The sequence below is a fragment of the Methylobacterium sp. Gmos1 genome, assembly GCF_053764715.1.
The window spans coordinates 153,010-179,289 of sequence record NZ_JBSNCC010000004.1 but is presented as its reverse complement, the minus strand read 5'-3'; the positions used below and the strand labels follow the sequence as shown (position 1 = coordinate 179,289).

At 68.9% G+C, this 26,280-nt stretch carries 23 protein-coding genes and 1 tRNA gene; 10 read left to right on the top strand and 14 right to left on the bottom strand.

Annotated features, from left to right (window positions below; all coding sequences use genetic code 11):
- Positions 1-16: 16 nt before the first annotated feature.
- Positions 17-1,759: a DUF927 domain-containing protein gene (locus ACS5PV_RS09980; protein ID WP_455395185.1), complete on the top strand. Its 1,743-nt coding sequence runs from the start codon at positions 17-19 to the stop codon at positions 1,757-1,759.
- A 279-nt stretch (positions 1,760-2,038) separates the two neighbouring features.
- Positions 2,039-2,437 (top strand): hypothetical protein, encoded by a 399-nt coding sequence (locus ACS5PV_RS09975; RefSeq protein WP_455395184.1) that lies wholly within the window; start codon positions 2,039-2,041, stop codon positions 2,435-2,437.
- A gap of 108 nt (positions 2,438-2,545) precedes the next feature.
- Here the strand turns inward: ACS5PV_RS09975 and ACS5PV_RS09970 are convergent, their stop codons facing one another.
- Entirely contained in the window at positions 2,546-3,202 is a 657-nt protein-coding gene (locus ACS5PV_RS09970; RefSeq protein WP_455395183.1) for a hypothetical protein, read from the bottom strand.
- Positions 3,203-3,353: 151 nt separating this feature from the next.
- Here ACS5PV_RS09970 and ACS5PV_RS09965 point away from each other — a divergent pair, with 151 nt between their 5' ends.
- Complete coding sequence (locus ACS5PV_RS09965) at positions 3,354-3,581, top strand: helix-turn-helix domain-containing protein (protein WP_455395535.1); 228 nt, start codon at positions 3,354-3,356, stop codon at positions 3,579-3,581.
- Positions 3,582-3,631: 50 nt separating this feature from the next.
- Here the strand turns inward: ACS5PV_RS09965 and ACS5PV_RS09960 are convergent, their stop codons facing one another.
- From ACS5PV_RS09960 to ACS5PV_RS09950, 3 genes are all read right to left on the bottom strand, one after another.
- A complete protein-coding gene (locus tag ACS5PV_RS09960) occupies positions 3,632-4,021 on the bottom strand; it encodes a hypothetical protein (protein WP_455395182.1) in 390 nt (129 codons plus the stop codon).
- A gap of 1 nt (position 4,022) precedes the next feature.
- Positions 4,023-4,358, bottom strand: a complete 336-nt coding sequence (locus ACS5PV_RS09955) for a DUF3768 domain-containing protein (RefSeq protein WP_455395534.1) — start codon at positions 4,356-4,358, stop codon at positions 4,023-4,025.
- 105 nt (positions 4,359-4,463) lie between these two features.
- A complete protein-coding gene (locus ACS5PV_RS09950) occupies positions 4,464-5,117 on the bottom strand; it encodes a hypothetical protein (protein WP_455395181.1) in 654 nt (217 codons plus the stop codon).
- 904 nt (positions 5,118-6,021) lie between these two features.
- Between ACS5PV_RS09950 and ACS5PV_RS09945 the strand changes: the two genes are divergently transcribed.
- Together ACS5PV_RS09945 and ACS5PV_RS09940 are read left to right on the top strand one after the other, a co-directional pair.
- Positions 6,022-7,095 carry a HamA C-terminal domain-containing protein gene (locus ACS5PV_RS09945; protein ID WP_455395180.1) on the top strand — a complete coding sequence of 358 codons (1,074 nt, stop codon included), beginning with the start codon at positions 6,022-6,024 and terminating at the stop codon, positions 7,093-7,095.
- Positions 7,092-9,701, top strand: coding sequence for a DEAD/DEAH box helicase (locus tag ACS5PV_RS09940; RefSeq protein ID WP_455395179.1), 2,610 nt, complete (start codon positions 7,092-7,094; stop codon positions 9,699-9,701). The genes ACS5PV_RS09945 and ACS5PV_RS09940 overlap by 4 nt, the downstream gene beginning before the upstream one ends.
- Positions 9,702-10,042: 341 nt before the next feature.
- On the opposite strand, the gene ACS5PV_RS09935 is transcribed toward ACS5PV_RS09940, so the two are convergent.
- The 4 genes from ACS5PV_RS09935 to ACS5PV_RS09920 all read right to left on the bottom strand — a co-directional run bounded on the left by ACS5PV_RS09935 (position 10,043) and on the right by ACS5PV_RS09920 (position 13,038).
- Entirely contained in the window at positions 10,043-11,572 is a 1,530-nt protein-coding gene (locus ACS5PV_RS09935; RefSeq protein ID WP_455395178.1) for a DUF6538 domain-containing protein, read from the bottom strand.
- An 85-nt stretch (positions 11,573-11,657) separates the two neighbouring features.
- Positions 11,658-11,747, bottom strand: a tRNA-Ser gene (locus ACS5PV_RS09930).
- A gap of 106 nt (positions 11,748-11,853) precedes the next feature.
- Positions 11,854-12,198: a hypothetical protein gene (locus tag ACS5PV_RS09925; RefSeq protein WP_455395177.1), complete on the bottom strand. Its 345-nt coding sequence runs from the start codon at positions 12,196-12,198 to the stop codon at positions 11,854-11,856.
- Positions 12,199-12,516: 318 nt separating this feature from the next.
- Positions 12,517-13,038 carry a cupin domain-containing protein gene (locus ACS5PV_RS09920; RefSeq protein WP_455395176.1) on the bottom strand — a complete coding sequence of 174 codons (522 nt, stop codon included), beginning with the start codon at positions 13,036-13,038 and terminating at the stop codon, positions 12,517-12,519.
- A gap of 575 nt (positions 13,039-13,613) precedes the next feature.
- On the opposite strand from ACS5PV_RS09920, the gene ACS5PV_RS09915 reads away from it, so the two are divergent.
- Complete coding sequence (locus ACS5PV_RS09915; RefSeq protein ID WP_455395175.1) at positions 13,614-13,811, top strand: hypothetical protein; 198 nt, start codon at positions 13,614-13,616, stop codon at positions 13,809-13,811.
- A gap of 75 nt (positions 13,812-13,886) precedes the next feature.
- Here the strand turns inward: ACS5PV_RS09915 and ACS5PV_RS09910 are convergent, their stop codons facing one another.
- Positions 13,887-15,521 (bottom strand): ABC1 kinase family protein, encoded by a 1,635-nt coding sequence (locus tag ACS5PV_RS09910; protein WP_455395174.1) that lies wholly within the window; start codon positions 15,519-15,521, stop codon positions 13,887-13,889.
- A gap of 388 nt (positions 15,522-15,909) precedes the next feature.
- Positions 15,910-17,223 carry a hypothetical protein gene (locus ACS5PV_RS09905; protein ID WP_455395173.1) on the bottom strand — a complete coding sequence of 438 codons (1,314 nt, stop codon included), beginning with the start codon at positions 17,221-17,223 and terminating at the stop codon, positions 15,910-15,912.
- Positions 17,224-17,563: 340 nt separating this feature from the next.
- Between ACS5PV_RS09905 and ACS5PV_RS09900 the strand changes: the two genes are divergently transcribed.
- The 4 genes from ACS5PV_RS09900 to ACS5PV_RS09885 all read left to right on the top strand — a co-directional run bounded on the left by ACS5PV_RS09900 (position 17,564) and on the right by ACS5PV_RS09885 (position 23,847).
- The gene (locus tag ACS5PV_RS09900; protein WP_455395172.1) at positions 17,564-19,645 is read left to right on the top strand and encodes a transglycosylase domain-containing protein; all 2,082 of its coding nucleotides are present in this window, start codon (positions 17,564-17,566) and stop codon (positions 19,643-19,645) included.
- Positions 19,646-19,947: 302 nt separating this feature from the next.
- Complete coding sequence (locus tag ACS5PV_RS09895; RefSeq protein ID WP_455395171.1) at positions 19,948-20,619, top strand: 2Fe-2S iron-sulfur cluster-binding protein; 672 nt, start codon at positions 19,948-19,950, stop codon at positions 20,617-20,619.
- Positions 20,620-20,629: 10 nt separating this feature from the next.
- Complete coding sequence (locus ACS5PV_RS09890; protein WP_455395170.1) at positions 20,630-21,598, top strand: FAD binding domain-containing protein; 969 nt, start codon at positions 20,630-20,632, stop codon at positions 21,596-21,598.
- A gap of 23 nt (positions 21,599-21,621) precedes the next feature.
- Positions 21,622-23,847, top strand: a complete 2,226-nt coding sequence (locus tag ACS5PV_RS09885) for a molybdopterin cofactor-binding domain-containing protein (RefSeq protein WP_455395169.1) — start codon at positions 21,622-21,624, stop codon at positions 23,845-23,847.
- Positions 23,848-24,093: 246 nt separating this feature from the next.
- Here ACS5PV_RS09885 and ACS5PV_RS09880 read toward each other — a convergent pair whose 3' ends face one another.
- Genes ACS5PV_RS09880 through ACS5PV_RS09865 form a run of 4 tightly spaced genes read right to left on the bottom strand, consistent with a single transcriptional unit; the run spans position 24,094 to position 26,246 of the window.
- Positions 24,094-24,795, bottom strand: a complete 702-nt coding sequence (locus ACS5PV_RS09880; protein ID WP_455395168.1) for an urease accessory protein UreF — start codon at positions 24,793-24,795, stop codon at positions 24,094-24,096.
- On the bottom strand, positions 24,788-25,291 hold the full coding sequence (locus ACS5PV_RS09875; RefSeq protein ID WP_455395167.1) for an urease accessory protein UreE: 504 nt from the start codon (positions 25,289-25,291) through the stop codon (positions 24,788-24,790). Before ACS5PV_RS09875 ends, ACS5PV_RS09880 begins: the two co-directional genes overlap by 8 nt.
- Positions 25,288-25,791 (bottom strand): DUF29 domain-containing protein, encoded by a 504-nt coding sequence (locus ACS5PV_RS09870; protein WP_455395166.1) that lies wholly within the window; start codon positions 25,789-25,791, stop codon positions 25,288-25,290. Before ACS5PV_RS09870 ends, ACS5PV_RS09875 begins: the two co-directional genes overlap by 4 nt.
- Entirely contained in the window at positions 25,788-26,246 is a 459-nt protein-coding gene (locus ACS5PV_RS09865) for a DUF29 domain-containing protein (RefSeq protein WP_455395165.1), read from the bottom strand. The genes ACS5PV_RS09870 and ACS5PV_RS09865 overlap by 4 nt, the downstream gene beginning before the upstream one ends.
- Positions 26,247-26,280: the final 34 nt, after the last annotated feature.

Genomic DNA, 26,280 nt, shown 5'->3' with positions numbered 1-26,280 from the left:
TGACTAGGAGATCAACATGCCAAGCAAAGCCCTCGTCGTTTACAAGCCTCGGCGTGTTCCCAAGCGCAAGACGATCAACCCCAACTGGCGCAGGGTCCCGCGGCAACCGAGTGTCATCAAAACGGCTCGGGTCGTCGATGAGGCGACCAACACCGCCTATGATCGCTTCGAGGCTCAATCCGATCTCGGCGAGCCCGTGACCGCGGATGTGCCGTCCGAAGAGTCGGAGAAGTCTGCAAAGGTCATGGCCGAGTTGCGAAAGCACAACGCGGGGCTGACGAACAAGGCGTCGCTGGATGTGGTCGACGCCGCCATCGAGACGCGACCGCCGCGCTACCTGCGCCATGCTGCTCAGCCCGGATGGTACCGGGGTGAGCAGAACCTGTTCGTTCGCCCGACCCATGTTGTCGGAGCTATCCCGGGCATCGTGGAGGTCCTGCCGCCGCGGCCTCAGCCCGGTAAGAAGCGTCAGATCGTGTTCACGAGCGCCGGCACGGTCGAGGGGTGGCAGAATGGTGTCGCTCGCCGGGCGCGGTGGTCGACGCGAGCCACGCTGATGCTCGGGGCAGCCTTCGCCGGCCCGCTCCTGCGCGTGCTCGGAATGCAGTCGTTCGGCATCAACTTGTACGGCAAGACGAAGGTCGGCAAGTCTACCGCGCAGATCGTCGGTGGCTCGATCATCGGCTTGGGCACGGAGCGGGCGTTACCGAGCTTCAAGGCGACCATCGTCGGGCTCGATCAGATCGCCATCACCTGCAACGACATCGTATTGTTCATCAACGAGGCCGGCCTGCTCGGACGAGACGCTTACAACAAAATCAGCCCGATGATTTACGGCTTCAGCGAGGGCAAGGACAAGACACGGGCGGATGTGTCGATTTACGCGAGCGACGTAGCCGCTTCGGGTTGGTCGCTGGTCTACGTGCTGTCCTCCGAGCATGCGGTCGAGGCGCTAGCCATGCGGGTCGGGTCAACGCGTCAGGGCGGTGAGGAGCCGCGCTGTCTTGACGTGCCGGCCGTGCATAGCGGCAACGCGACGATCTTCGACCAGCGGCCGCCGGGCCTGACGGATGAAGGTTTCACCCGTTGGGCGCACCGGCAAATGGCCAAGATGCGAGAGGCATGTGAGGCGAACCATGGCGTTGTGTTCGACGCCTACTTGCGCGGACTGATCGACCTTGGTGACAAACTCAAGGCTCGCGCCCAATATTACGTCGATGAGTTTGTGGCCAGCTTGTTCCTGAAGGACGTTGACGGGGCCGTGAACCATGCTGCCCGCAACTTCGGAGCAATCTACGCGGGCATCTGCATAGCCATCGACATGGGTTTGCTGCCGTCGCCTTGGCGTAAGCGCGCTGCTCGAAAGGCGGTCAAAGGCTGCTTCCGCGACGGCCTCAAGGTCAGCCGGTTGCGGGACACGATCCTGGAGGAGGCCAAGGCGATCCTGCACCAACGCCTGAGCGATACCCCCCTCCCGCAGAAGCAGGACGCCCAGTCCAAGACGGATGCCGGCTTCCGGATGGCCGACGGTCCGCATGAGGTGGTGGCGATCCGCTCCACCGAGTTTGTCCGCTGGTTTGGCACCAAACGGGCCCATCTCCACGCTGTTCTTGCGTGGCTCGACGAGCAAGGCGCGCTGGTGAAGACGGACGCGGGGAAGTACCCCGTGGGCCGGGGCTACGAGTGGGCGGTGACGACGCCACGCTGGTCCAATGCCAAGGTGAAGTGCATCGTGTTCACGGTGCCGACCTCGAAGTGAGGCTAGCTGCCGGCCCACAACTACAGGGGCCGGCAGGGCCTCAATGAAATTGGCTGTATTAATATCAGCAGACGTTTGCATAGCCTGTAAATTGCCTATGATGAGGCGGCTTTGTCAGTTGTTTCACATGATCTATTCCTGTCTAAAACGATTGACATATACTGATGCTACGGACGGAAAATAGATCGACGCGGCGGCCTCATCAGCTTGTATTTATAGACTGGAGCTATTTACCAAGCAGGCGCTATGAACCGATCAACATCCAGACAGGAGTCAAGCATGGCCCGCTCAACCCAAAAACCTGTACAAAAAAACCCGCGAACCGCGCGTCCAACTACCAGCAAGGACACCAAAGGCGAACCCCACGCTCGCGAGGTCCGTCGCAGCAAGGCGCCTCGACGCCAGGATCCGATCGCCCCTCCCACCCACGCCGTCATCGCAGCACGCTCTGAGCTGCAGGAGTGGGTTGCCGGCAGCTGGTTGCGACGCGCAGACCCGTTGATGGTAACAAGCAAACTGCTCGCCGTCGCCATTCGAGAGGCCCGCACGTTTTTGGAACCGGAAGCTTTGGCGATGGCGTTGGCTGGGATCGGCATGACCCCGGAGACGATGGATGAGGACGATCTCGTCACCTGCATCGAGAGCCTTCTGATCGACGTACCAAACTTTCCTGAGTGAATCACCGGTATCGCCGTTAGAGGCCGATTCTATTTGGATGCAATGATTGCAGATAGTAAGACGGGGCACGCATCGTGCGTGCCCCGTTTTTACTTCGAATACATATAGTCAGCTGACGTAGCGAGTGGAGGGCCTGCAATTTGGTAGCGCCATCCCGGCCGCCTCGGCTTGGGCGCTCACCGTACCACCACTGGTCAATGCGGCGACCAGAGCTGTTGCTCCGATGATGATGCCGATCACCGAGGACGTGCGCGCACGTCGCACGTTCGCAGAAGCGATGAGGCGCGCCGTGCCAAGGTCAGCGGTCTGACGCTCACCGACATGGTACCGGCCAGCCGCGTCCTGCAGCACCGCGACCCCGTTCCTGGTCTCGATGTGCGTCAGCCCCGCGGCCGTGTAGCCCGACCATCGTGCTTCGATGGCCGAGACCATCGCCGGCAACGCCCCTTTGTCGGGTACCGCCGCCCACGCCCGCCGCAGTTCGTCGAGGGCAGGCGCCCCGTAGGGAGCGAGCTGCACCACGGTCGCTTTGAAGTCGGGATCGTAGGCAAGGAGGGCCCGCCAGGTCTCGTGTGGGACGCCACTCGACTGCTCCGGCTTCTGCCGCGAGCGCACAAACGGCAGGATCGCCGCGGGGACGATCAACAGCAGCGAGGCCCACGCCCAGCCGACGGCGTTGAGGCCCTTTCGGTGAGCCACGATGTAGCTCACCACGGCAGCGATCAAAGCAACAAGGAAGTAGGCCCCGGAGGCGGACAGCAGCATGACGGAGGTTCCTTGAAGTGGGTCGACGGCCTGCAGCCAAGCCCTTGGGTGCGAGTAGTGTCGGACTGTTGATCAGCCGTTCGTCAGGCTGCGGTTCTGGCTCTCTCGCGCGGTGGAGGCGTGAGCACTCATCGACTGGAATTTGTGATGCCTGCGCGTCGCCCAAGGCTTGTCGCCGGAGCGGCCGGCGCTCGCGGCTGGCATCGACCGCGCCTATGTCGGGCAGGTCGAGCGCGGCTCGGAGAACGTGACGATCTCGACGTTGGAGGCGATGGCGGTCGCCCTCGCTGTGCCAGTCGCGGCGCCGTTCATCGAACCCGAAGCCGGGGCCGTGCCGCCGATGCCATTGCAGGCCGGGCGGCGCACAAAGTCCGGCTGAACATCGAAACCGAGTCGGGAACGCCGGGTGCGCTTGTCGCGTCGGGCGCCTCATGCACCGATCTCCAGTTGCGGAGAGACCCGAACGAGAAGCGCCCAAGCTGCGTCGATCGCCGCGCGGGTCCGGGCGTCGAGGTCGCGCGATCCGAGGGCCGGCGCAGTGAGCAGCGCGAGCAGCCGTTCCGCGAGATCCGGCGCAGCGGCGACTAGCCGAGCGTCGGCGAGGCGCTGGATACCGGTGGCGATATGCAGCGGGCAGCCGCCGGGCTCGACGGGTGCATCCCGCCGGATGAAGTAGGGCCAGCCACTTGGCCGGTCCTCGGCCGCGGGCTCGACCCCGAGCATGTTTTGCGCGGGCGATGCTCCCGGTTCGGCCTCGCCGCGCGCCAGCCACGGCCCGGGGGTGGGAATGACCGAGGCCGCCAGTCTGCGTCCGGCCACGTCAGTACTCCCCGGCGAGCATGACGGTCAGCATCCGCGTCGTGATGCTACTGTCGGCTGGATCCGGGGAGTGCCCCTTCAGCGCGCGGTCGTAGTAGTCGATCTTGAAGAACACCCGCTCGCCTGCGACCTCGAGCGCACCGAAGTCGTGTTCGCCGCGGGGATCGTTGTCGGGCGTAAAGTCGTCGTAGGCGGCGATGGCGTCGAGAATGATTTGCTGGCGCTCGCGGCCGAGGGCGATGACGCCAGCGGTGAGCATGAGCAGGCCACCCGAGAGAGAGCGGCGGAGGATGTCGTTGAGCGCGCGGGTGCGATCCACGTCGAGGACGGTGGTCAGCATGATAGCCTCGAATATCGGAAGGAGGGTAAGCGGCGGCGCCGAGCGGCCTGCAGCTGGGCACCCGAGCCAGTCTGTGTGGCTCGGGTGGGAGGCACGAAACGGCTAGGCTTTGCCGGGTGGCAGCAGCGCGAGTTCGTCGGCGCGGCGCAGGATGGTGGGCTGGGTCGGGTAGTCGCGCCAGCGCAGCGAGTGGACGGTGCCGTTGATCCCGATCACCTCCGCCTCCCACCAGCCCTCGTCGGGCCCCTCGTGGGCGAGCACGATGCTGCCCAGTCCGATCTCGTCGCGGTCGCGCGGCAGCTTGTGCCCGACGAAGGGTCCGGGCGGAGCGGGCGGCGGAGGGGCTGCCGTCGTCGCGCGAGGCAGCGTTCCCCGCACGGGCTCTTGCGGTGCCGCGGGCGGGCCATTCTCGGCGGCAGGCGCCAAGCCCGTGCCATCTGGATCCACCTGAACGCCGGCGAGTTCGAGGAGGCGGGGGAATAGCTCCCGCCGGATATAGGGGATGAAGGCGCGGCCGCTGCCGAACAGCCGGCCATGGGTGAACTGATCGGCGAAGGCGCGCTGCTCCTCATCGGCGAGCTGCACCACGCGAAGGTTCATCACCTCGGCCGCTTGCGCCGCGAGCTTGGCTTCGCTGACATCGAACCATGCCGCGCGGGGCCGGCCGGCATCATCGCGGCCGAACAGCACGAGTGCCGGTGTCATGGGCCGCAGCGGCACTTCGGCGACGAGTTGGAGAGCAGCTTTTCCACTCATCAGAGTGCTCCTGAAACGAAGAAGGCCCCCGGAGCGGGGGCCTTGGCGAAAAGGTTGAAGCGGAGTGCGCGTTGTCGGGGCTGCGGCCGCCATCGACGCTGGGTAGGGGAGGGTGGTGTTTTGATCATCACAGGGCTCATTGGCTCACATCAATCGGCGCGAATGCGGTGCACCGGCCGGTTTTGACAATAACAATACTACACGAAAGAAGAGATAAGTCAATGTTTTGATCGAAATTTATGAGTCTCTAGCACTGCGCGCATGGTACATCAAAATAAATACCTTAGATTAAAAATAGCAACCGATTTCGATACCGCCTTCAGATTGCCTCATGCTGTTCCGCGCTACATCGCTTTCAACCCAACGAGATCATTCACGCGTGACCGTGCGAATCCCGAAAGCGGACGCTTGTTCCGCTGTTACTATGGCGGAGTTGCGCCCGTCCTCTCCGTTCAGCTAAGTTCGACCCAATCCCGAAACCCGCCGGTCGTTCATACAGCCCTTGGTAGCCGCAAGAATCTTGCTGCATCTGATCAAATTTTGCTGAGAAGTAGCGGACACCTAGTCGCAGGATTAAGCAGTTGCGTCCAGCTAGCGCACGGTCGTTGCCTTCGAGATGAAGATCAAGTCGGGGACATTGGCAACTACACCGCCGTCGATCATTCACTTGTCGCCCATCCTGTGCCCCGGGAAGTATGTTGGGATCGCTGCCTCCCGCGAACGCCCTATGAATTCTTGTATGCAGCAACAAGCCGCTCTCACACAGGTTGCGATTAGGACGACCATCGGCTCTAGTTGATCGCTTCCGTACGAGCCGAATCAATGCAGCCAACCGATTCGAAATCATATTCGCCACGCCGCCGCCCGGGAAATCCGAGCGCCGGTGCCCGTGCTTCGAACTAAGATGGCGAACGGCGGATCGGATAGCGACGGCCCCGATGAGGAGGTGGAAGCCCTCGCTCGCGCGCTCGCGACCCTGCTGAATCCTTCGAAAATCGATGGCGTGGTGAACTGCTGCGTTCGGGCGGTCCATGACGAGGCCTGGGAAGGCCCCCGGATGGGCTTACTACACGTCCGGTTCGGCGAGGATAGGCCGAGGGTGGAGGACCTCGCCTACCTACTCTGGTCGGAGTGTATGTACTACGCACTCCCCCGGCGTAGGCAGGAGAGGTTCCGCCGTGAAATCGCAGCGGATATGACGGCGGTCGCGCGATGCTACCGGGCTGTCAGGGATCTTTTTATCGACTTTAACGCGCGCCATCCCGAGCGCGCGAGCGAACTGGGCGAGGTGCTGGCCTACTGCCTGGTGCAGGAGCACCTCGGGGCCGCGCAGGTGGCGAGTAAGATGTCCTTGAAGACGGCGGCCAACATGCCCGTGCACGGGCTCGACGGCATCCACGCGGTTTTCGAGAACGGCGCGCTGACGGTCTACTTCCTGGAGTCGAAGCTAGCGAGCGAGGGCCGGCGGGGCGTAGCGTCCTACGCCGCGTCGGCCGCCGAGTTCCTAAGCGACCGCCGCCAGTATCTCCGTGAGTACGAGATCGTCGCAGACCTCGGGAACCTAGACGCGCTTGAGGGCGAGGCAAGACAGCGCGCACTCGACCATTTCGACGTAATCGGTCACCCCGAACTCCGGCGCAGGGAACGGTTCGTGGGGATCATCTGCCATTCGGAACCGGGGCACTTCGGCAAGCGCCTGCGCATACGCGATGACCAGCCCCCCGACATCCACGAGCGCGACTTTGCGGAACGGTACGCCGCTGACCACGGCAAGCTTCGGCTTACCGCGAGGAAGCAGTTGCTGAAGCATGGTGCAGACCCCGCGAAGGCGATCGTCCTCCTCGTTGCAGTGCCCGATGTGCGCGAGCTGCGGAAGGCGTTCTACGCGGCGATGGGCGTGGCCGAACGGGAGTTCCCGCTGGATGGCGACGACCTTGAGATCGACGACGACGAGGGCGCGGGAGGCGACCCGGCATGAGCTTTGCGCTGGATCTCTCGGACCGCATGGCGGGCCATGCGGCATTCTCGGACATCTTGTGGCGCCTGGAGAGCTCGGGCGCCGCCCGTTCCATTGCCGCCGAGATCGAGACCGTGACGGAGCCGCCATCCGACGAGGACCTGCACAAGCTCCTCTACTGCGCGGGCGTCTTCGTGCAGACGGACGTTTTCGCCTACAGGCGCATGGCGCAATCCATCGCCTTAAATTCGCTCATCGTCGCCGGGGGCGACGAGGGAGCGTACCAGCGCGGCCGCCGCATTCTGACGGACCTTGGCAACTTCCCCGCGCTCGACCGCGTCAGGCGCGAGGGTGCCGAGGCTGGGGCCTCGTTCCTCGACGCACTCCGCTGGACGCTTTCGCGCGAGCTGAATACCGTCAAGGTCGGCGACCAGTGGATCCCCCTGACTGACTTTCAGAAAGACGCCTGGGACGAGCTGCCCGAAGCGCGGGCGATCGCCATCTCGGCGCCGACGTCGGCGGGCAAGTCGTTCCTCGTCATCGAGCACCTGTGCCGGCAGGTCGAACGGGCGGCCTCCTTCCGCGCCGTCTACGTCGCTCCCACGCGCGCGCTCCTGTCGGAGGTGAGCGCGAAGATCCAGAGGCGCCTCGGCGCGGCGACCGACGTCAGGATCACCACCGTGCCGACGCAGGACCCCTCCGGCCCGGACCGCCAAGTCTTCGTGCTGACACAGGAACGCCTCCAGGTGCTGCTCGCCGCCTCGGCCGTGACGTTCGACCTCGTCGTCGTCGACGAGGCTCAGAACCTCTCGGACGGCTCCCGGGGGATGATCCTCCAGGACAGCGTCGAGCAGGCGGTTAGCCGAAGCGGGACAACCCGCCTCGTGCTCCTCGCGCCGGGTGCTCGGGGCTTCGAGGCGGTCGGCGCCTCGATCGGCGCGCCCGATCTCACCGTGACGCGTTCCGAGCTTCCCTCCGTTCTCCAGAACAGGATCCAGTTGAGGAAGGCGGAAGTCGGCAACGCGCTCGAACTGGACCTGCTGACGCCGGACGGTCCGCGACGGCTCGGCACCTACCGGAGCGGACGGGGTTTCGACGTGCCGGACAGCCGACTGGCAGCCGCGGCACTCGAGTTGGGCTCGACAGGGGGATCCCTCGTCTACGCGACTGGCCCAACGGAAGCGGAGAAAGTCGCGCGGCAACTATCCCACGACCTTGAGGACGGAAGCGACCCCGCGCTGGCCACGATCTCCGATTTCGTGAGGAAGCACATCCATCCCGACTACACGCTCGCCGGGATGATCCGTAAGGGTGTGGCATTCCACTACGGCAAGATGCCGACGCTCCTTCGCGAGACTCTTGAGGGCGCCTTCCGCGACGGCCACGTGAATTTCCTCGTCTGCACGACGACGCTGTTCGAGGGCATCAACCTCCCAGCACGGAATGTGTTCATCGACACGCCCACCAGGGGCGCGAGGAAGCCGCTCGCTGCCGCGGCGCTGTGGAACTTCGCCGGGCGCGCCGGGCGCATGTCCGCCGACATCGTGGGAAACGTGTTCCTCGTCGACTACGAGGACTGGCCGGATAAGCCCCTCGACGCGTTCGTCGGCTACGAAGTCCAGTCCGCGTTCTTTCGGACGGCCTCGGAGGTGCCGGACCGCCTACTTGGGGCGTTAGGTGGCGTTATGCCTGCCGAGTTGCCGAATGACGACGACGCCCCGCGCGTGAGGGCAGCCGCCGGGCTGCTGATCTCCAAGGCCGCTGGGAATGCGGTCCGCGGGTACGTCGAACGTACCCTCGGGAGCCTCGACGAGGGGCTGCGTACCCGCCTGACGGAGGCGAGCATCACCGCCAACGAGCAGATCGGTCTTCCGGCGACGCTGCTGGCGACCAACTGGACCGTCGATCCCTTCGGCCTGCGTCGGCTGTACGACAACATGCTCAAGAAGGTCGAGGAGGGGAAGACGAGCCGGCTAATACCCGTCAGTCCGCTCGGGAAGGGAGCCTATAAGTCGTACAGCTCGATCTTCTCTAGGATCCATAGGGAGGTGAACGGGGGGAGCGTCAACTTCGCGGGCCTAGTGTCCGGCATCGCTGTCGATTGGATGTGCGGGTTGACCTATCCCGTCATGCTCGCCAAGGCGGTCAAGCGGCAAAGGAGATCCGACGAGAAGAGGATCGAGCGCAACAAGATCACTCGCGAGAAGAACCCCGCTAGCAGGGTCCGGGACCCCGACGAGATTGTTGTAGACGACGTCGTCCGCCGGGAGTTCGACCTCATCGAGGACCAGGTACGCTTCCGCTTCGTCCAGCTCGGCAAGGCGTACATTGACATACTCATCATCGTCCTTCGGGAGACTGGGCAGGAACGATTGATTGGCGACGTCTACGATTTCCCGTTGGCGTTGGAGTTGGGTATCTCGACCAAGTCCGGCTGGTCGTTCATGGAGCTCGGCCTGTCCCGGATCGCCGCGGCGGCCCTCCAGCCGGAGTTCCCCGACAGCAACCTCACACCTGATGCGGCGCGCAGGTGGCTGGCGGGAATCCAGGACATCGGTACGCTACGCCTAGGGCCGGTGATCGTGGATGAACTGCGGCGCTTGAAGCTCGTAAGCCCGGCGGCGTGATCCGTCCGGGGTGGACGCTCTGGCGTAGTTCGTTTGGACTGCGACACTGCCGCCAGCACCGATGCACCCCGTGGGATAACGGCGACGTCGAGTCTTGTACTGAGATCCAGTCGCAGGCATCGACGCAAAGACTGCTTCCCGCCCCTTGCGCTCCTCCAGTGCCGGCGGCTCATGGGTCCGGAAGGAGGCACGTGTTCGCGTGCTGCTCGTTCGGCTGCTCGCTGAGCCTTGACGAAGGCGGGCTCAAGGTACTGTAGGCGATATTTCTATTATGGATTGTCTTTTGCGATCTGTGCGTATTTAACATATTTTGTGTATATTTCTAGGCCGCCGACTCGCAGCTATGGCCTGGGAATTTTTTCGATTTCTCTCTTCATCGCCTGAACGTCATACTCACCATATCCGTCCCCAACCGATCGATGCGCATGTCCGGTGATCGCATCAGTCACATCGCTAGCAAGGCCATGATTTCGCGCCAGTGTTTTGAAGCGGTGCCGCCACGAATGATTCGGGGCAAGGCGTGGATCGGTTAGGCCGAGCCCGCGCACCCACCGACCGAGAATCTTGGTTCCGTTGCCGCCGCGCTTGCCGAACTTGTCCGGCGGCAAATCGGGGAACAACGGCCCGGCCTTCTGGCGGCCTACAAAATCAAGGAAGCCGGCCGCGATGAGCGCGGAGTGCAGGGGCACCGTCCGCTCCGAGCCGACATTCTTCAGCGACCCGGCCTCGGCATCGAAGTGCATTACGGGGATCCCGTCGACCTCGCTGATATCTTGAACGCGCAGTTGGCACACCTCCGACAGCCGCGCACCCGAGTACGCGCAGACAAGTGGCACCCACCGCTTAACCGGATCGCTCTCGGCAGCAGCCGCCTGCAAGATCTGGGTGGCCTCGGCGTCCTTGAAGCCGCGCTTGCCCTGTCCCGGCTTCTGTTTGACGCTGATCGTGATCCGCTCGGCGGGATTCTCGGCGAGCCGGCGGTTATCGACGCCCCACCTCAGGATCGCCCGAACGGGTGCGAGCCGGCTTTCACGGATGGTTTTTGCGGCAAGCCCGGACGCGACGAGGCTGTTCTTCCAGGCGATCAGATCCTCGCTCGTGACCCTGGCTGCGTCGCGATGCCCAAGAAACTCGGCGAGCTGCACCATCACGCGCTTCCAATCGTAAAGCGTCTTCTCGGCCGGTTTGCGCTCGGCGGCCCAGCCTTTCACGAGCTCATCGAACTCGACCTCCGACGGCGAGGCCTTGGCGGCGGGCACAGAGGCTGCAAAGCGGGGTCGCACAGGCGGTACTTCGTCACCCACATCGCCAAGCGCGAATCGCTCCAGGGTCAGGCTGGCGCGCTGGAGTGACGCCCCGACCGCCTTGGCGAGGGTGCGGCGACCGTCCTTGTCGACGACCAAGCCTTTCGCTTCGATGAGTTGATCGGCCTGCTCGAAGCAGAGCACCTCCATCCCGTCCTCGCCGCGGTCGGCGTACTCGCCGTGGAGCACCTGATGAATCAGGTCCGGCCGACCCCACAGGCCGGCCCTCCTATTCCGCCACAGGCGCTCGAAGAGATCGGTCCGCCATGGGTTGCGGCTCGGATTGTCGCGGTGGAGGGCCACCCAGTCGTCGCGGACAGGGGAGGCGAGTTCGTGGGCCTCTCGCTCGCTCAGCACCTTTGGGCCGGCCTCAAGCGCAGCCAGCCATTCCTCGATTTCGCGGATCGCCTCGGGGTGCAGCCGGCGGGCTTCGTCGGGGTCCTTCGTCCCGAGGCTGACCATCACGGTCCACTTGCCGACCAGCGGGCGCAGGTGAGCTGGCACGCCCTTGCGAGCGTAGTAGACGCCGTTGTGGTGCTTCCAGGGACGGGCCATCGGCAGGGGCATTTGTACCACCCGTTTGTACCAAGCGGGCCGTACGAAACCGTTGCGGGACAGCAACTTACCGGAATGATTGAGCTTTTAGCAAGCCTGGCGGAGAGGGAGGGATTCGAACCCCCGATGGACTTGCGCCCATGCCGCATTTCGAGTGCGGTGCATTCAACCGCTCTGCCACCTCTCCGCGGGCGCCGTCACCAGCGCAGGCGGGGCATTAGCATGGGTTCTCGCCGGACCACAAGCGGGGATCGGCGAGAAACCGCAATTTGCGGGAGACCGGGATCCGGCGCTCAGGCGACGGAGCGGCTGCCCGCGAGGCTGATGCGGCGCTGGCCGGGATGCCGAGTCTCGGGGGCGCGCGGCGCGGAGCGGGACTGGGCGAACAGCACCGCCCCCGCCGTCCCGGCCACCCGCACGAGGTCGGTCTCGGTGCAGGCCGAGGCGACGCGCAGGCCGAGGGCGTGGAGGTGGCTCTTGCCGTACAGGTACGTCGCGAGGCGAGCGCGCGTCGCCGACGGGATGTCGGCGAGGAGCGTCTCCACCGCTTCGGCATCGGCGCGGTAGAGCGTGCCGAGCACGTCGAGCGGGACCGGGCAGTCGTCGGAAGAGGGCAGGCGGGCCTGCTGCGCGGGCATGGGATCCTCGGGATGATCTGGAATTGCCCCGAGGGTCGCCCGGCGTGCTTAACAACAGGTTAAGCGTCACCGTAAAATCCCCCGCGTCCAAGTCGTCACGAGACCTGATGCGCCAGGGCCACTGTCCTGCCGCGGGCCGCATCCCGCCGCCGTCCTGCCGATCCGCTCGCCCCGCAATGGAGCGGCGGCAGGACAGGGGGAAACCTGCGACGTCCGCGCGCGGGAGACTATGGGCTGCTCGAAACCGACCCCGTGGAACCGCGATTACTCTCCCGCGTTGTCCCGCCCCCGCGGAGGCGCCGGGGGCGCCAGGCAGGGTCACGGGTGCTTGTGGATCGGGTCGACCCAGTACACCGCTTCCGGCCGCTCGACGGGCTCGATGTCGGTGATGTTGACCACCACCGCCTCGTTGTCGGAGCGCACCAGCACGCATTCCAGCGCCTCGTCCGGCGAGGCGTTGATCTCCTGGTGCGGCACGTAGGGCGGCACGTAGATGAAGTCGCCCGGGCCTGCCTCGGCGACGAATTCGAGCCGCTCGCCCCAGCGCATCCGGGCGCGGCCGCGCACGACGTAGATCACGCTCTCCAGCGCCCCGTGATGGTGCACGCCGGTCTTGGCGTCGGGCTCGATCGCCACCGTGCCGGCCCAGATCTTCTGCGCCCCGACCCGGGCATGGTTGATCGCCGCCTGGCGGAACATCCCGGGGGTCTGCGCCGTATTCGGGTCGAGCTTGTCGCCGGTGATCACCCGGACGCCGTCGTGCTTCCAGCGCGGCGCGTCATGATCGTGATCGTGATCGTGCGTGTGGGGATGGGCGTGGTCGTGCGGGTCGTTCGACATCGGTGTTCTCCGGAAGGGCCCTGGATCCGCATCGTGCGCCACCCCGCGACGGCGCGCCAGGGTGTGCCCGCGGCGGGATGTTTGTTTTAAAGAACGAATGTCGGTCGTGCGCGAGGCGATGGCGTCAAAACGAGCCGCGACGCAACGATCTTTCCGTGAGAAGGCGCGTCGGCAAAAGCTCCTTGTCTTTCGAGTTGTTCCATAAAAAGAACATTCTCGTTGACATCGACGCCCGTCCGGCCGATCTTGATTGGGCCTTCGGGGCCGTCCACGCGCCCCTGCCGCGGTGATTTGAGGCGATTGCGCCGCGAGACCAAACGCTAAAGCACCCCGGCGCGCAGACGCGGCGCCGGCGGGCCAACCCGGAGATCCACCCGATGCTGCTCAGCCGCAAGCCCTTCGCCGGCAGCCCCGTTCCGGCTCGTTCGGCGCCGTGTCGCCGCGGCGGACGCCGCGGCTAGGCCCGCGCCGTCCGTCCCGGGCCGGTCGAGGCCGGCCCGACTCTTGCAAAGCTTTCGAGACAGGATTTTTCGCGGCGCGCCCTGAGCGGCGGCCGTGACCGGAGATGCACGCCCATGCAGCCCGCCCGCATCGTCGAGATCGGCGAGACCTCCGCCGGGATCGTCGTCCCCGAGACCGACGGTTTCCGCTTCTTCTCCGCCCATCCGGACTTCCACACCCTGGAAGGACGGGTTTTCCGCAGCCCGCGCCACGCCACCCGGGCGGCGCAGGACCTGCACGCCCGCCGGCGCAGCCGGCGCCTCAACGCCTGAGCGCGGCGACACGCTCGCGAGCGAGCCCTCGCAAGAGGGCAGGGGCCGTCCCTCCGGGGCCGGCCCCGCTCGTCGTCAGCGGTTGCGGGCGAGCAGCAGGATCCACCCGATCCCGATCGTCAGCACCAGGATGCCGATGGTGGCGAAGGCCGGGGTGCCGTGCTCCATCAGCCGGGGCGCGAGCTGGGTGGCGAAGGCCGCCACCACGAGGCCGACCGCGACCCGCGCCGCGGCGCGCTCGATGCCGCGGGTCAGCTTGTCCATGCCCTTGAGCTCGATCTCCACCGTGACCCGGCCCTGCTTGAGCCGCACCAGCATCAGGTGGATCAGCGTCGGCAGCTCGGAGGCCGCGCCGTAGAGCCCGGTCGCGAGGCCCTGGAACTTGCCCTTCATGTCCTTGACCGAGAACTGCGACCGCATGTGGCGGCTCACGGTCGGTCCGGCCGCCGCGAACAGGTCGAAGGCGGGGTCGAGCTGGCGCATCACGCCGTCGGCAGTGACGAGGCCCTTGAACAGGATCGCGAGGTCGGTCGGCATCGCGAGGTCGTTCTCGCGCGCCATGGTCATGAAGTCGGTGAGCACGAGGCCGAGATTGAGCGTCGCCCCGTTGTGGCGTGTGACGAAGGCCTGCGAGGCGGCCTCCAGCCGGGTCAGGTCGGGGTTGCTGGCCCCCGTCCAGTCGAGCAGCACCGCCATCAGCCCGTCGGCATCCTCCTGCAGCATCGCGCCGATCAGCATCAGGAGCTGCGAGCGGCGGCGCTGCGACAGCCGCCCGACGATGCCGAAATCGATGAAGGCGATGCGGTTGCCGGGCATCGCCAGCAGGTTCCCCGGATGGGGATCGGCGTGGAACAGGCCCTCGATCATCGCCATCTGCAGGAAGGCGTCGACGCCGCGCTGGGCCAGCACCTTGCGGTCGAGCCCGGCCTCCTCGAGGCGCTTGGTATCCGTCGGCGGGATGCCGTGGATGAATTCCTGCACCAGCACCCGCTCGGAGGTGTATTCCCAGTAGACCTTCGGAAAGACGACGTCGTCGCGGTCGGGGAAGAGGGCCGCCAGCATCTCGCAGTTGCGGCCCTCGTTGGCGAGGTCGAGTTCCTCGCGCAGGCCGTTGGCGATGTGGCGCATCTGCTCGGTCGGCCGGTAGCGGGCCATCTCGGGCCACTCGGTCTCGACGATGCGCGAGGCGTGCGACAGGAGCCGCAGGTCGGCCTCGATGATCTTCTGCAAGCCCGGACGCCGGACCTTGACGATCACCTCCTCGCCGGTCTCGAGCCGGGCGCGGTAGACCTGGGCGATCGAGGCCGAGGCGATCGGGTTGGTGTCGAACTCGGAAAAGATCTCGGCGGGGGGCGCGCCGAGATCGGCCTCGAGCTGGGGCCGGATCACCTCCCAGGGCAGCGGCGCGACCTTGTCGTGCAGCTTGCCGAGCTCTTCGGTCCATTGCGGCGCGAGCAGGTCGGCGCGGCTCGCCAGCACCTGGCCGAGCTTGATGAAGGTGGGGCCCAGGGCCTCGATCGCCCGGCGCAGGCGCTCGGGCTGCGACAGGCGGGCGAGGTCGACGGCGGGCGCGCTGCGCCAGGCGAGCCGCGGGATCGCCCGCAGGCCGAGCCGGTCGACGACCTTGTTGACCCCGAAGCCGATCAGGATGCCGGCGATTTCCTGGAGGCGCTGGCGGTCCCGCGCCGCGACGATGGCGGTTTTCAGCATCTGCGCGTCGAATCTGCTCGGCTGGCGTGGGTGGGGGCGCCGGCCCGGGCGAGCCGGACGGACGGGGCGAGGCGGGCGACAGCGTCGTCCGGGCCGGGTGTGGAGATGGGTGCGCGCCTCGGCATCCTGATCCTCCCGAACACGTCCGGCTCCCGACGCGGCGCGCGTCGACCATCTCCATGCGGCGTCAACCGGGCGGGAAAGGGGCGGCTGGCGCGAGCCCCGGCGGTAGCGCATGACCCGGGTGAGCACAATCACATCGGGGCCCGGGCGCTCCATTGCCGCAACCACGCGCAACGCCGGCGGCCGCCTTCCGCACGCGCGAAGGCCGGCCCCGGGTGCCCCCGGGACCGGCCTCGCTCAGTGTCGGACGATTGAGGGCGCCGGATTACATCCGGCCGCCCGCGCCGCCGGGCTGGCCAGCCTTGGCGCCGCCATCCTGCATTGCCTTGCCGTCCATCCCCTTGCCGCCCATCTGGCCGCCGCGCTGGGTGCTGCCGGTGGTCTCCGGGCCGGCGCCGCGGCCGCCCATCTGGCGATCTTGGGCTTGACGATCTTGCGCCTGACGCTCGTTCATGCCGCGCTCAGCGCCGTTGCGGCCCGGCTGGTTGCCCGCCGCCTGTTCGGGACGGGCGCCGTTGCGCTCGCCCATCTCGCGCCGATCCTTGCCGTCCTTCATCTCGCCCCGCGACAGGTCGCGGTTGCGCTCGCGGTCCATCCGGCCGTCGCGGCGCTCCTCGCTGCGGCTCAGGCGATCCTCGCGGCGCTCGCTGCGCACGTCCTCGCGGCCGCGAACGCTGCCGGTGACGCTGGTGCGCTCGGAGACCGACAGGCGGCGGTACTCGGGCGAGCCGACGAGGACGCGACGGCCCGAGATCACCACGTAGCGGTCGCCGCCGGTGCGCTCGGAGACGATCAGGCGACGGTACTCGGGCGAGCCGTAGATCACCCGCTGGCCGCGCACCACGACGGTGCGGCGCGGGCCGCTGTTCTCGCGGATGACGAGGCGGCGGTACTCGGGCGAGCCGACCCGCACCCGGCGGCCCTGGATCGTCACGTACTCGACCCGGCCGGCCCGCACGCCGCGGTTCTCGCGCTGCTCGACCACGACGAGGCGGCGGTACTCGGGCGAGCCGTAGAGCACGCGCTGGCCGGCGATCGTCACGTAGCGGCGGCCGCCGACGGTGGTGATCCGGTCCTCACGCGCCTCGCTGCGGAAGCCTGCGCGGCCCTCGCGGCGCTCGAACCGGTCGGCCCGGTCGTCGCGGCGGTCCATCCGGCGGTCGCCGTCGCGGCGCTCGTCCATCGCCCGGCGGGAATCCCGGTCGCCGCCGCGCTCGCCGGCGCGGCTGTTCTCGGCGCGGTCGCGGTCCTTGCGGTCGGCCCGGTCCGCCCGGTCGGTGTCGCCCTTGTTCATGCCGTCGCGGCCGGCGGATTGATTGGTGGTCGGGCGGCCCTGCTCGGCGCGGGCCTGGCCCATCTCGCCCTTGCCGGCGTCGGCCTTGCCCATCTCGCCCCGGCCCGTCTCGCCGCGGGCCTGCTGGCCGGCGCCCATCTGGCCGCCCTGCCCGGCCCTCGCGCCCGACTGGCTCATCTCGCCGCCGCGGCCCGGCGCGCCGCCGGCGCCCGGGGTTCCGGCCGTCTGCGCGTAAGCCGAAGTGCTGAGCAGCAGCGCGGCCAGTCCAACTGTCAATCTGTTCATGGTCGGTTGCCTCCCTGCGCGCCGGGATTGGTGCGGCGGCGCTCCGAAGATGCTTCAAAACGCCGACTTCAACATATCGTTCCGGACTATTCGCGGGTCGTCTGGCGTATCGTGTTACCCAACGGTCGAGCTTCCGGACGAAGACTTGCCGTCACATCGGGCGCGCGCGGGCGGACTGCGCCTTTCCCCCGGCCGGGACCGCCTGCGCGCGTCCGGGCACGGAACTGTTTCCGCAGCGCCAACGTTGCTGGCACCGTAGCCGTTTCGTGCCCCGCCTCGGCGTCGCGGGGCCGGCGGCATCGCGACGAAGGGATGAGCGCGCGGGATGGTGGCGGAGCCGATGACGACGCAGCCGGGGCGGGATTGGCTCGACCTCTCCAGTCCGCCGCCGCCGGAGCATCCGGAGGCCCCTGCTCCCTCCCGCCTCACCGCCGTCCGAAGCGGGTTCTCCGCGGGCTCGCTCCTCGAGCGCTTCGGGGATCGCGTGGCGCTGGTCCGCACCGGCGCCGCCCAGGCCGGGAGCGCCGCCGCCGGGCATCTCCAGCCGGTGCTCGCCGCCGCGGCCGCACCGCTGCGTCGGGCCGCACCCGTCTGGCAGGACGCGACGGAGCGCGTCGGCGCCCACCCTCTCGCGTCCCGCGCGGCCGGCGCCGCGCGGCGGGTCGGGGCGCTGCCCTGGGGGCGCGTGCTGCTGCTCGCGGGCCTGGGGACTCTCGGCGCCGCCTCTCTGTTCGTCCTGTGGTGCGCCGCGACGCTGCCCCCGTTGAGCGGCACCCAGCCTTCGCCCCGCACTCTCACGGTGCAGGCGGAGGACGGCACCTCGATCGCGCGCCGCACCGTCGAGCGGGGGCGGGCGCTCCGCCTCGACGCGGTGTCCCCGGCCATGGCCCAGGCCTTCCTCGCCGCGCAGGATCCGTGGTTCGAGGACGGCTACCGGCTCGACGCGGCGGGCGTCGCCGCGGTGATCGGGCGCGCCTTTCGCGACACGATCAGCGACGGACCCCGCTCCGGCGGCCCGCGCCTGACCCAGCGCCTGGTTCGCCGCGACGTGATCGGGGCTCGGCCGGGCGAGACGCGCAGCCTCGCCGACCGGGCGCGCGAGGCGATCCTGGTGCTGTGGCTCTCGGCTCGCGAGTCCAACGGGCAGATCCTCGCCCGCGCCCTCGACCTCGCCCATTTCGGCCCCGGCCTCACCGGGGTCGACGCGGCGGCCCGGACCCTGTTCGGCAAGGACGCGAACGCCCTCGGCACCGCCGAGGCGGCCTACCTCGCGGGCCTGAGCCTCGCCCCCGACCTCCAGCCCGACCGGGACGTGACGACCGCCCGGGCGCTCGGCCGCACCGTGCTCGACGGCATGGTGATGCGCGGCACGCTCTCTGCGACCGAGGCCGCTGAGGCCGCGCGGGCGCTCGACGGCCTCAGCCCCGCCGGCGCCACGCCGGTGACCCGCAGCGGCTTTCCCGACCTCGTCCTCGCCGAGGCCGCGGGCCGCCTCGGTCCGGGTGCGCCGCACGAGGCGGTCGTGCGCACCACCCTCGACCGCGACCTCCAGGCGATGGCCGAGGCGGCCGCCGAGCGCCGCCTCGATGCCGCCGGTCGCGCCGGCGCCCGGGCCGGCCTCCTGGTGCTGGGCCCCGACGGCGGCGTGCAGGCGGTGGTCGCCGGCGGCGTCCCGCTCCGCGACACGCCGGAGGCCCGGCGCGCGGCGAGCGCCAGCCTGCGCCATCTCGGGCGCGACGGCCGCCCGGTCTACGACCGCCTCGTCGCTGGGCCGATGCCGGCGGCGGAGCGGCGCACGGCGCTGCTCGCGCTGCTTGCCGGCCTGACCCGCCCGCCGGCGGGCGCCGACGATCCGGCGAGCCGGGATGGGCTGTTCGTCGGCCCGGTCGGAGACCTCCTGGTCGGAACCTACCTGTCCGGTACGGCGACCGAGAACGGGGCCGGCGACGGGCCGGAGGCCTTCTTCCAGGATTTCTCGGCCCAGGTCGCGAAGGCCCGCCCGACACCGCAGGCCGCCGAGGCGCGCGAGGGCGCCCGCGAGACCGGCAGCACCACCCGCCCCGCGTCCCGTCCGGCCTGGCAGAATCCCGGCGAGCGCCCGGCCGCGAGTGCCATGTTACGCGGCGTACCGCGGGTGATCGACACCGGCCGCCTGCGCCTCGACGGGCAGAGCGTGCGCCTCGCCGGCGTCGAGGGGCAGGGCGGCGCACCCGCCCGCGAGTTCCGCCAGTACCTGCGCCGGCGCGAGGTGACGTGCCAGCCGGCCGGCGCCGCCGATCTCTACCGCTGCCGCGCCGGCGAGCAGGACCTGTCCGAGGTGGTGCTGTACAACGGCGGCGGGCGCGCCGCGCCGGGAGCGTCGCCGGAGCTGCAGGCGGCGGAGGCGAGCGCGAAGGCGCGCAAGGCCGGGCTGTGGCAGTAGAAGCAGGGTGAGGACGGCCACGCGACGTCCGCCCGGATCGTCGCAACATTGACGAAGCCCGGGATCCCCGCGCCCGCACCTCGCGGCGATCCGGGGGTCTCCCCGAGGGGCGGTGATTGCTGCGGCCGCATCGTCGGCGACAGGCCCGCTCCTCACCCCGCACGCGATGCCGCACCCGCGTCCTTCCCGGGACCCCGCCGCCCGCACGAACGTTTGGTGAGCGATCGCGTCGCGGCCCAAGGGCTGTGCCGGCGCTGGGCGCGCTCTCGCGCCGTCACCTCGTTTTCGGGCCGGGAGGCACCATGGACAAGTCCGATTCCGCGCCGCGGCCGACGCGCCGGAGCGTTCTGGAGAGCGGCGTCGCCGCCGCGGCGGTGCTCGGCTTTGCCGGACCGCTCCGGGCCGCGACCCCGCCGGCGCAGGCGCCCCAGGCCCTCGCCGCCGAGCCGGCGACGCCGCGGATGCCGGTGACCCTCCAGGTCAACGGCCAGGCCCGGCCGCTCGAGGTCGATCCGCGCACCACGCTCCTCGATGCGCTTCGCGAGCGCATCGGGCTCACCGGCTCCAAGAAGGGCTGCGACCACGGCCAATGCGGCGCCTGCACGGTGCTGGTCAACGGACGCCGGATCAATTCCTGCCTGACGCTCGCGGTGATGCACGAGGGCGACGAGATCCAGACCATCGAGGGCCTCGCCGAGGGCGACCAGCTGCACCCGCTCCAGGCCGCCTTCGTCAAGCATGACGGCTTCCAGTGCGGCTACTGCACGCCGGGCCAGATCTGCTCGGCCGCCGGGATGCTGAACGAGGCCAAGGCCGGCTGGCCCTCGACCGTGACGCAGGACCTGACCGCCACGGTCGCCCTGACCGACGCGGAGATCCGCGAGCGGATGAGCGGCAACATCTGCCGCTGCTCGGCCTACCCGAACATCGTCGCGGCGATCCGCGACGCCGGTGGCGCGGCCACGCGGCTCTGAGGGGGATCCCATGAAGGCTTTCACCTACGAGCGCCCCGCCAGCGTGGCGGACGCCGCCAAGGCCGTGGCCGGCCAGCCCAATGCCCGCTTCATCGCCGGGGGCACCAACCTCCTCGACCTGATGAAGCTCCAGATCGAGACGCCGACCCACCTCGTCGACGTCAACCGCCTGCCGCTCGACAGGATCGAGGCGACGTCCGAGGGCGGGTTGCGCATCGGAGCGATGGTGCGCAATTCCGATCTCGCCGCCGACGAGCGGGTGCGGCGCGACTACGGCGTGCTCTCGCGCGCGCTGCTCGCCGGCGCCTCGGGCCAGCTGCGCAACAAGGCGACGACCGCCGGCAACCTGTTGCAGCGCACCCGCTGCCCGTACTTCTACGACACCGCGATGCCGTGCAACAAACGCCAGCCCGGCTCCGGCTGCTCGGCGATCGGGGGGTTCAACCGCATCCTGGCGGTGGTCGGCACCTCCGAGCACTGCATCGCCACCCACCCCTCCGACATGGCGGTCGCCATGCGGGCCCTCGACGCCACGGTCGAGACGGTGACGCCGGAGGGGGCGGAGCGAAAGATTCCGATATCCGACTTGCACCGCCTGCCCGGCGACACGCCGCAGATCGAGACGAACCTCAAGCCCGGCGAGATCATCACCGCCGTGACCCTGCCGGCGCCGGTGCGTGGCCGCCACGTCTACCGCAAGGTGCGCGACCGCGCGTCCTACGCCTTCGCCCTCGTCTCGGTGGCGGCGGTGATCGAGGCCGACGGCAGCGCGATCCGCTCGGCCCGCCTCGCCTTCGGCGGCCTCGCCCACAAGCCCTGGCGGGTGGCGGACGCGGAAGCGGCCCTGGTGCGCGAGGGCGTGGCCGCCGCCGGCGAGGCGGCGCTCAAGGGCGCCCGCGGCTACGGCGCCAACGACTTCAAGATCCCGCTCGCCAAGCGCACCCTCGCGGCCGCGGTCGCGGAAGCGATGCGCGCCTGATCGCCGGACTCGGGAGAACAGCCATGGACATGAGCCAGCCGATCGGCGTCACGCCCCTCGACACCCACGCGAACGGCCCGGTGGGCCAGCCGATCGACCGCGTCGATGGCCCGCTGAAGGTCACCGGCCACGCGACTTATGCCTACGAGAGCCGGGAGATGACAAATCCCGGCTACGGCTTCGTCGTCACCGCGACGATCGCCAAGGGCCGCATCCGCGACATCGACACCGCGGCGGCCGAGCGGATGCCGGGCGTGGTCCACGTGCTGACCCACCGCAACGTGCCGCCGCAGGGCGAGAAGAAGGAGCAGGTCGCTCCCCTTCTCACCGGCACCGACATCAAGCACTGGGGCCAGCCGGTCGCCCTGGTGGTGGCCGAGAGCTTCGAGGAGGCCCGCGCCGCGGCGGCCGCCGTGCGCGTCGCTTACGACCAGGAGAAGGGATCCTACGTGCTCGCCGACGCGCTCGGCGAGGCGAAGAAGCCCGAGAAGGCCAAGACCCCGCCGGATTCGAGCCTCGGCGACTTCGATGCCGGCTTCGCCTCGGCGGCAGTCAAGCTCGACGCGCGCTACACCACCCCGGTGCAGAGCCACGCGATGATGGAGCCGCACGCCACCATCGCCGCCTGGGAGGGTGACAAAGTCACGCTGATCACCGCCAACCAGATGCCGAACCGCGGCCAGGACGCCCTCGCCTCGGTGTTCCGGCTGCCGAAGGACAACGTGCGCCTCATCAGCCGCTTCATCGGCGGCGGCTTCGGCGGCAAGCTCCAGCCGCAGGCGGACGCGATCCTGGCGGCGCTCGCCTCGAAGAACCTGAACGGCCGGCCGGTGAAGATCGCGCTCACCCGCCAGCAGGTCTTCCACGTCACGACCCGGCGCTCGGACACGGTGCAGCGCATCCGCCTCGGCGCCGACCGCGACGGCAAGCTGACGGCGATCGCGCACGAATCCTGGTCCGACACCACGCCGGGCGACAGCTTCTTCGAGACCTCGGCCAACGTCACCCGCTCGCTCTACGCCGCACCGAACCGCCTGACGGCGCACCGGCTGGCCTCGCTCGACCTGCCGCTCGCCTCCTCGATGCGGGCGCCCGGCGAGGCGGTCGGCATGCTGGCCTTCGAATGCGCCATGGACGAACTCGCCGAGGCGCTGAACCTCGATCCGATCGAGCTGCGCATCCGCAACGAGCCGACCCAGGATCCCGAGAAGCACGTGCCCTTCTCGACCCGCCAGCTCGTGCCCTGCCTCAAGGAAGGCGCGCGCCGCTTCGGCTGGGACCGGCGCAATCCCAAGGCCGGCGCGACCCGGGACGGGCAGTGGATGGTGGGCCACGGCGTCTCGGCGGCGGCCCGCCTCAACCCGCTCCAGCCGGCCAAGGCGCGGGTGCGCCTCGACCCCGACGGCACGCTCACCGCCCGGATGGCGATGACCGACATCGGTACCGGCACCTACACCATCCTGAGCCAGATCGCCGCCGAGATGCTCGGCGTGACGATCTCGCAGGTGAAGATGATCCTCGGCGACACCGCCGATCCGATGTCGTCGGGGTCCGGCGGGTCGTTCGGGGCGGCCTCCTCGGGCTCGGCGCTCTACATGGCCTGCGAGGCGCTGCGCTCGCAGCTTCTGGCGAAGGCCGACCTCAATCGTGAGAACGCCGTCTTCGGCGACGGCCGGATCACCTCGGGCAACCGCTCGGTGGCCTTGCGCGACCTGATCGGCTCCGGCCTGGAGGCCGAGGGCGAGATCAAGCCGGGCGAGAACGAGAAGAAGTTCTCGCAATACTCCTACGGCGCGCATTTCGCCGAAGTCGGCGTCGATTCTGACACCGGCGAGATCCGGTTGCGGCGGATGCTCGGCGTGTTCACCGGCGGGCGCATCCTCAACCCGAAGACCGCGCGCTCGCAGGCGATCGGCGGAATGGTGTTCGGCGTCGGCGCGGCCCTGATGGAGGCGATCGAGGTCGATCCCCGCTACGGCAGCTTCGTCAACCACGACCTCGCCGAGTACCACGTGCCGGTCCACGCCGACCTGCCGGAGATCGACGCGGTCTTCCTCCCTGAGCTCGACGACAAGGCGAATCCGCTGAAGAGCAAGGGCCTGGGCGAGCTCGGCATCTGCGGTGCGGGGGCGGCGGTGGCGAACGCGGTCTACAACGCGACGGGCATCCGGATCCGGGACTATCCGCTGACCCTCGACAAGATCCTGGAGGGGTTCACGGCACGGGAGACCGGGCAGCGGCGGGCGTGAAGGGTCTCGCAAAAGCCCGATGTGCTTCGGGTAAACCGAGGTGACGCACTCCACGTCATCCCGGGGCTCGCCGAGAGGCGAGAACCCGGGATCCATAACCGCTGATGGTGCCGAACAAGGCGATCGACGTTCCGCTTTGTCTTGGAATGTCGGCGGCTATGGATCCCGGGTTCCGCTGCGCGGCCCCGGGATGACGCTGCTGGTGTCAGAACTGCCAGCGGGAATCGACCATCTTCGGGTTCGCACCTACGACCGGAAGATCCGCGTGTACTGCGTCTCGTGCCGGAACGAGCCGAGGTCGAGCCGCACCGTCGCGGTCCCGGCCTCGTCGAGGGGTACGCCCCGCACGGCCTCGGCCAGGGCCGCCGCCCGGGGCATCAGCGCGGCCACCACCCGCGTGCCGGCGGTCTGGCCGACGGGAGCGAGGCGCAAGCTCGCCGAGACGAGGTTCTGGAGGAAGGCCGCCAGGTAGGCCGCCAGCATCGTCCCGCGGTCGAGCCCGTGGGCGCCCGCCGCCGCGCCGACCGCGACCGGGTAGGCCACCGGCCCGTCGAGACGGGCCCCGAGTTCCGCGAGGCGCGGCGTATCCCAGGCGGCGCGGGTCGCGTCGAGGAACGAGCGCCCCTGCTGGCTGGTCTCCAGGTGCAATTCTCGCGACGGGCTGAGCGCCAGGGCGAGATCGTTGACGGCGACGAGGGCCTGCGCGTCGCCCGCCGCCGCGGCCTCGTGCGCGTGCGCGGCCAGGATCGCGTCGCTGCGGCCGGCACCGTGCTCCAGCACGTCGGCGAGCCAGTCCCGCAGGGAGGCTTCGTCGCGCACGTCGCCGGCCTCCACCGCCCATTCGAGACCGTGCGAGTAGGCATAGGCCCCGACCGGATAGCCGGGCGAGAGCCAGGCGAGCAGCACCAGGGCGTCCGGGACCCGCTCGGCCAAGGGAACGTCAACCATGGGAATGGTCGTGCGGGTGGTGATGCCCGTGACCGTGGTCGTGCGAATGCTCGTGCGCGTGCCCGCCCGCATAGGCCCCGCCCTCGGGCCGGAACGGCCGCTCGACCGGGATCGCGGTGCCGCCCAGGCCCTCGACCATCGCGGCGAGCACGTGGTCGTAGGCGATCCAGAGCGCGTCGGTGCCGATCTCGGCCGGGATGTGCCGGTTGCCGATGTGCCAGATCAGCCGCTTGAGGGCGTGGTCGGTGGGGGCGCGGATCTCGAGCAGCCGCTCGGGCGCCGCCTCGACCCAGACCAGGCGGCCGTCCTCGAGGCGCAACGCGTCGCCGTCGTCGAGCACCGCCGGTTCGGGCAGGTCGAGCAGGAAGGCGAGGCCGCCGACGCCCCGCATCGCCATGCGGCGCCGGTGCCGGTCGCCGGAATCGAGCACGATGCGGTCGACGATCTCGCCGGGGCCGAGGGCGTCGCGGCGGATGACGCGGGTGGCGCGGATCATCGCGCCGCCTCCCGCCGCCACCAGCCGGCCCCGCGGACCGCGTCGTCGCCGTGGGGGTCCGGCAGGAAGCCGGGCGTCAGGATCTCCTCCTCCGTGAACGGGCAGGACTCCGAAAAGCTGTCGTCGAACAGGGCACTCTCCAGCACGGCGCGGGTCTTGGCCTCGGGATAGACCTCCGCCACGAGCCAGGGAAGCTCCGGCCGCAGGCTCGGGCTGTCGTCGAGGCGGGAGGCGACGATCCGGCGCTGCCGGTCGATCGTGATCGCCCAGCCCTCGCAGCGCAGGTCGACCTCGGCGGCCCAGCGCAGGAGGCCGGTCAGGATCACCCCGAGGCGGTCGCGGATCTCCCGCCGCTCCCGCTCGCCGAGATCGCGGACGATCTCGGCGATGTGGGCGTGATCGATCGCCTCGACCTCGCCGGCGGCAAGCAGGTGGGCCTGCTCCTCGGCCCAGGCGCTCAGGTCGGTCGAGAACAGGTCGCGCCGGTCTCTCTCGCTCACGGCTCGAACTCCGGATCGAGGATCTGGTCGAGCGTGAGGGGCAGGACCGGCGGGAAGAGGCGCGGATCGATCCGGGTCTCGCTGGCGGCATCCCGCAAAGCGTCCCGATAGGTTTCGTCGAGGATCGCCGCGGGAAAGGTGCGCAGGCTCGGGTTGCGGACGATCAGGCGCGCGATCGCCATGCGCTGCGCTTTCAGGGTGTGACGCCAGCTCGGTGTCGCCCGCTGTGGCTGCACCTGGAACTTCAGCAGATGAACGAGAAGCACGCGCAGGTGGGATTCGAGCGCCGTGCGCTGGCTGCGGCCCACGCTCTCCACCTCATCGAGCAGGTTGACGACATCGAGACGTGCGATGTCGCGGCTCGCGAGGGCGGCGGCCTGATCGCGGGTCCAGCGATGGAAATCCGTGTCGTAGGCGGCGCTGATATCCGGCGCCCGCTCGGCGAGCCTAGGCATGACACACGCTCCTGCCCCTCCAGGATAGCCTGGA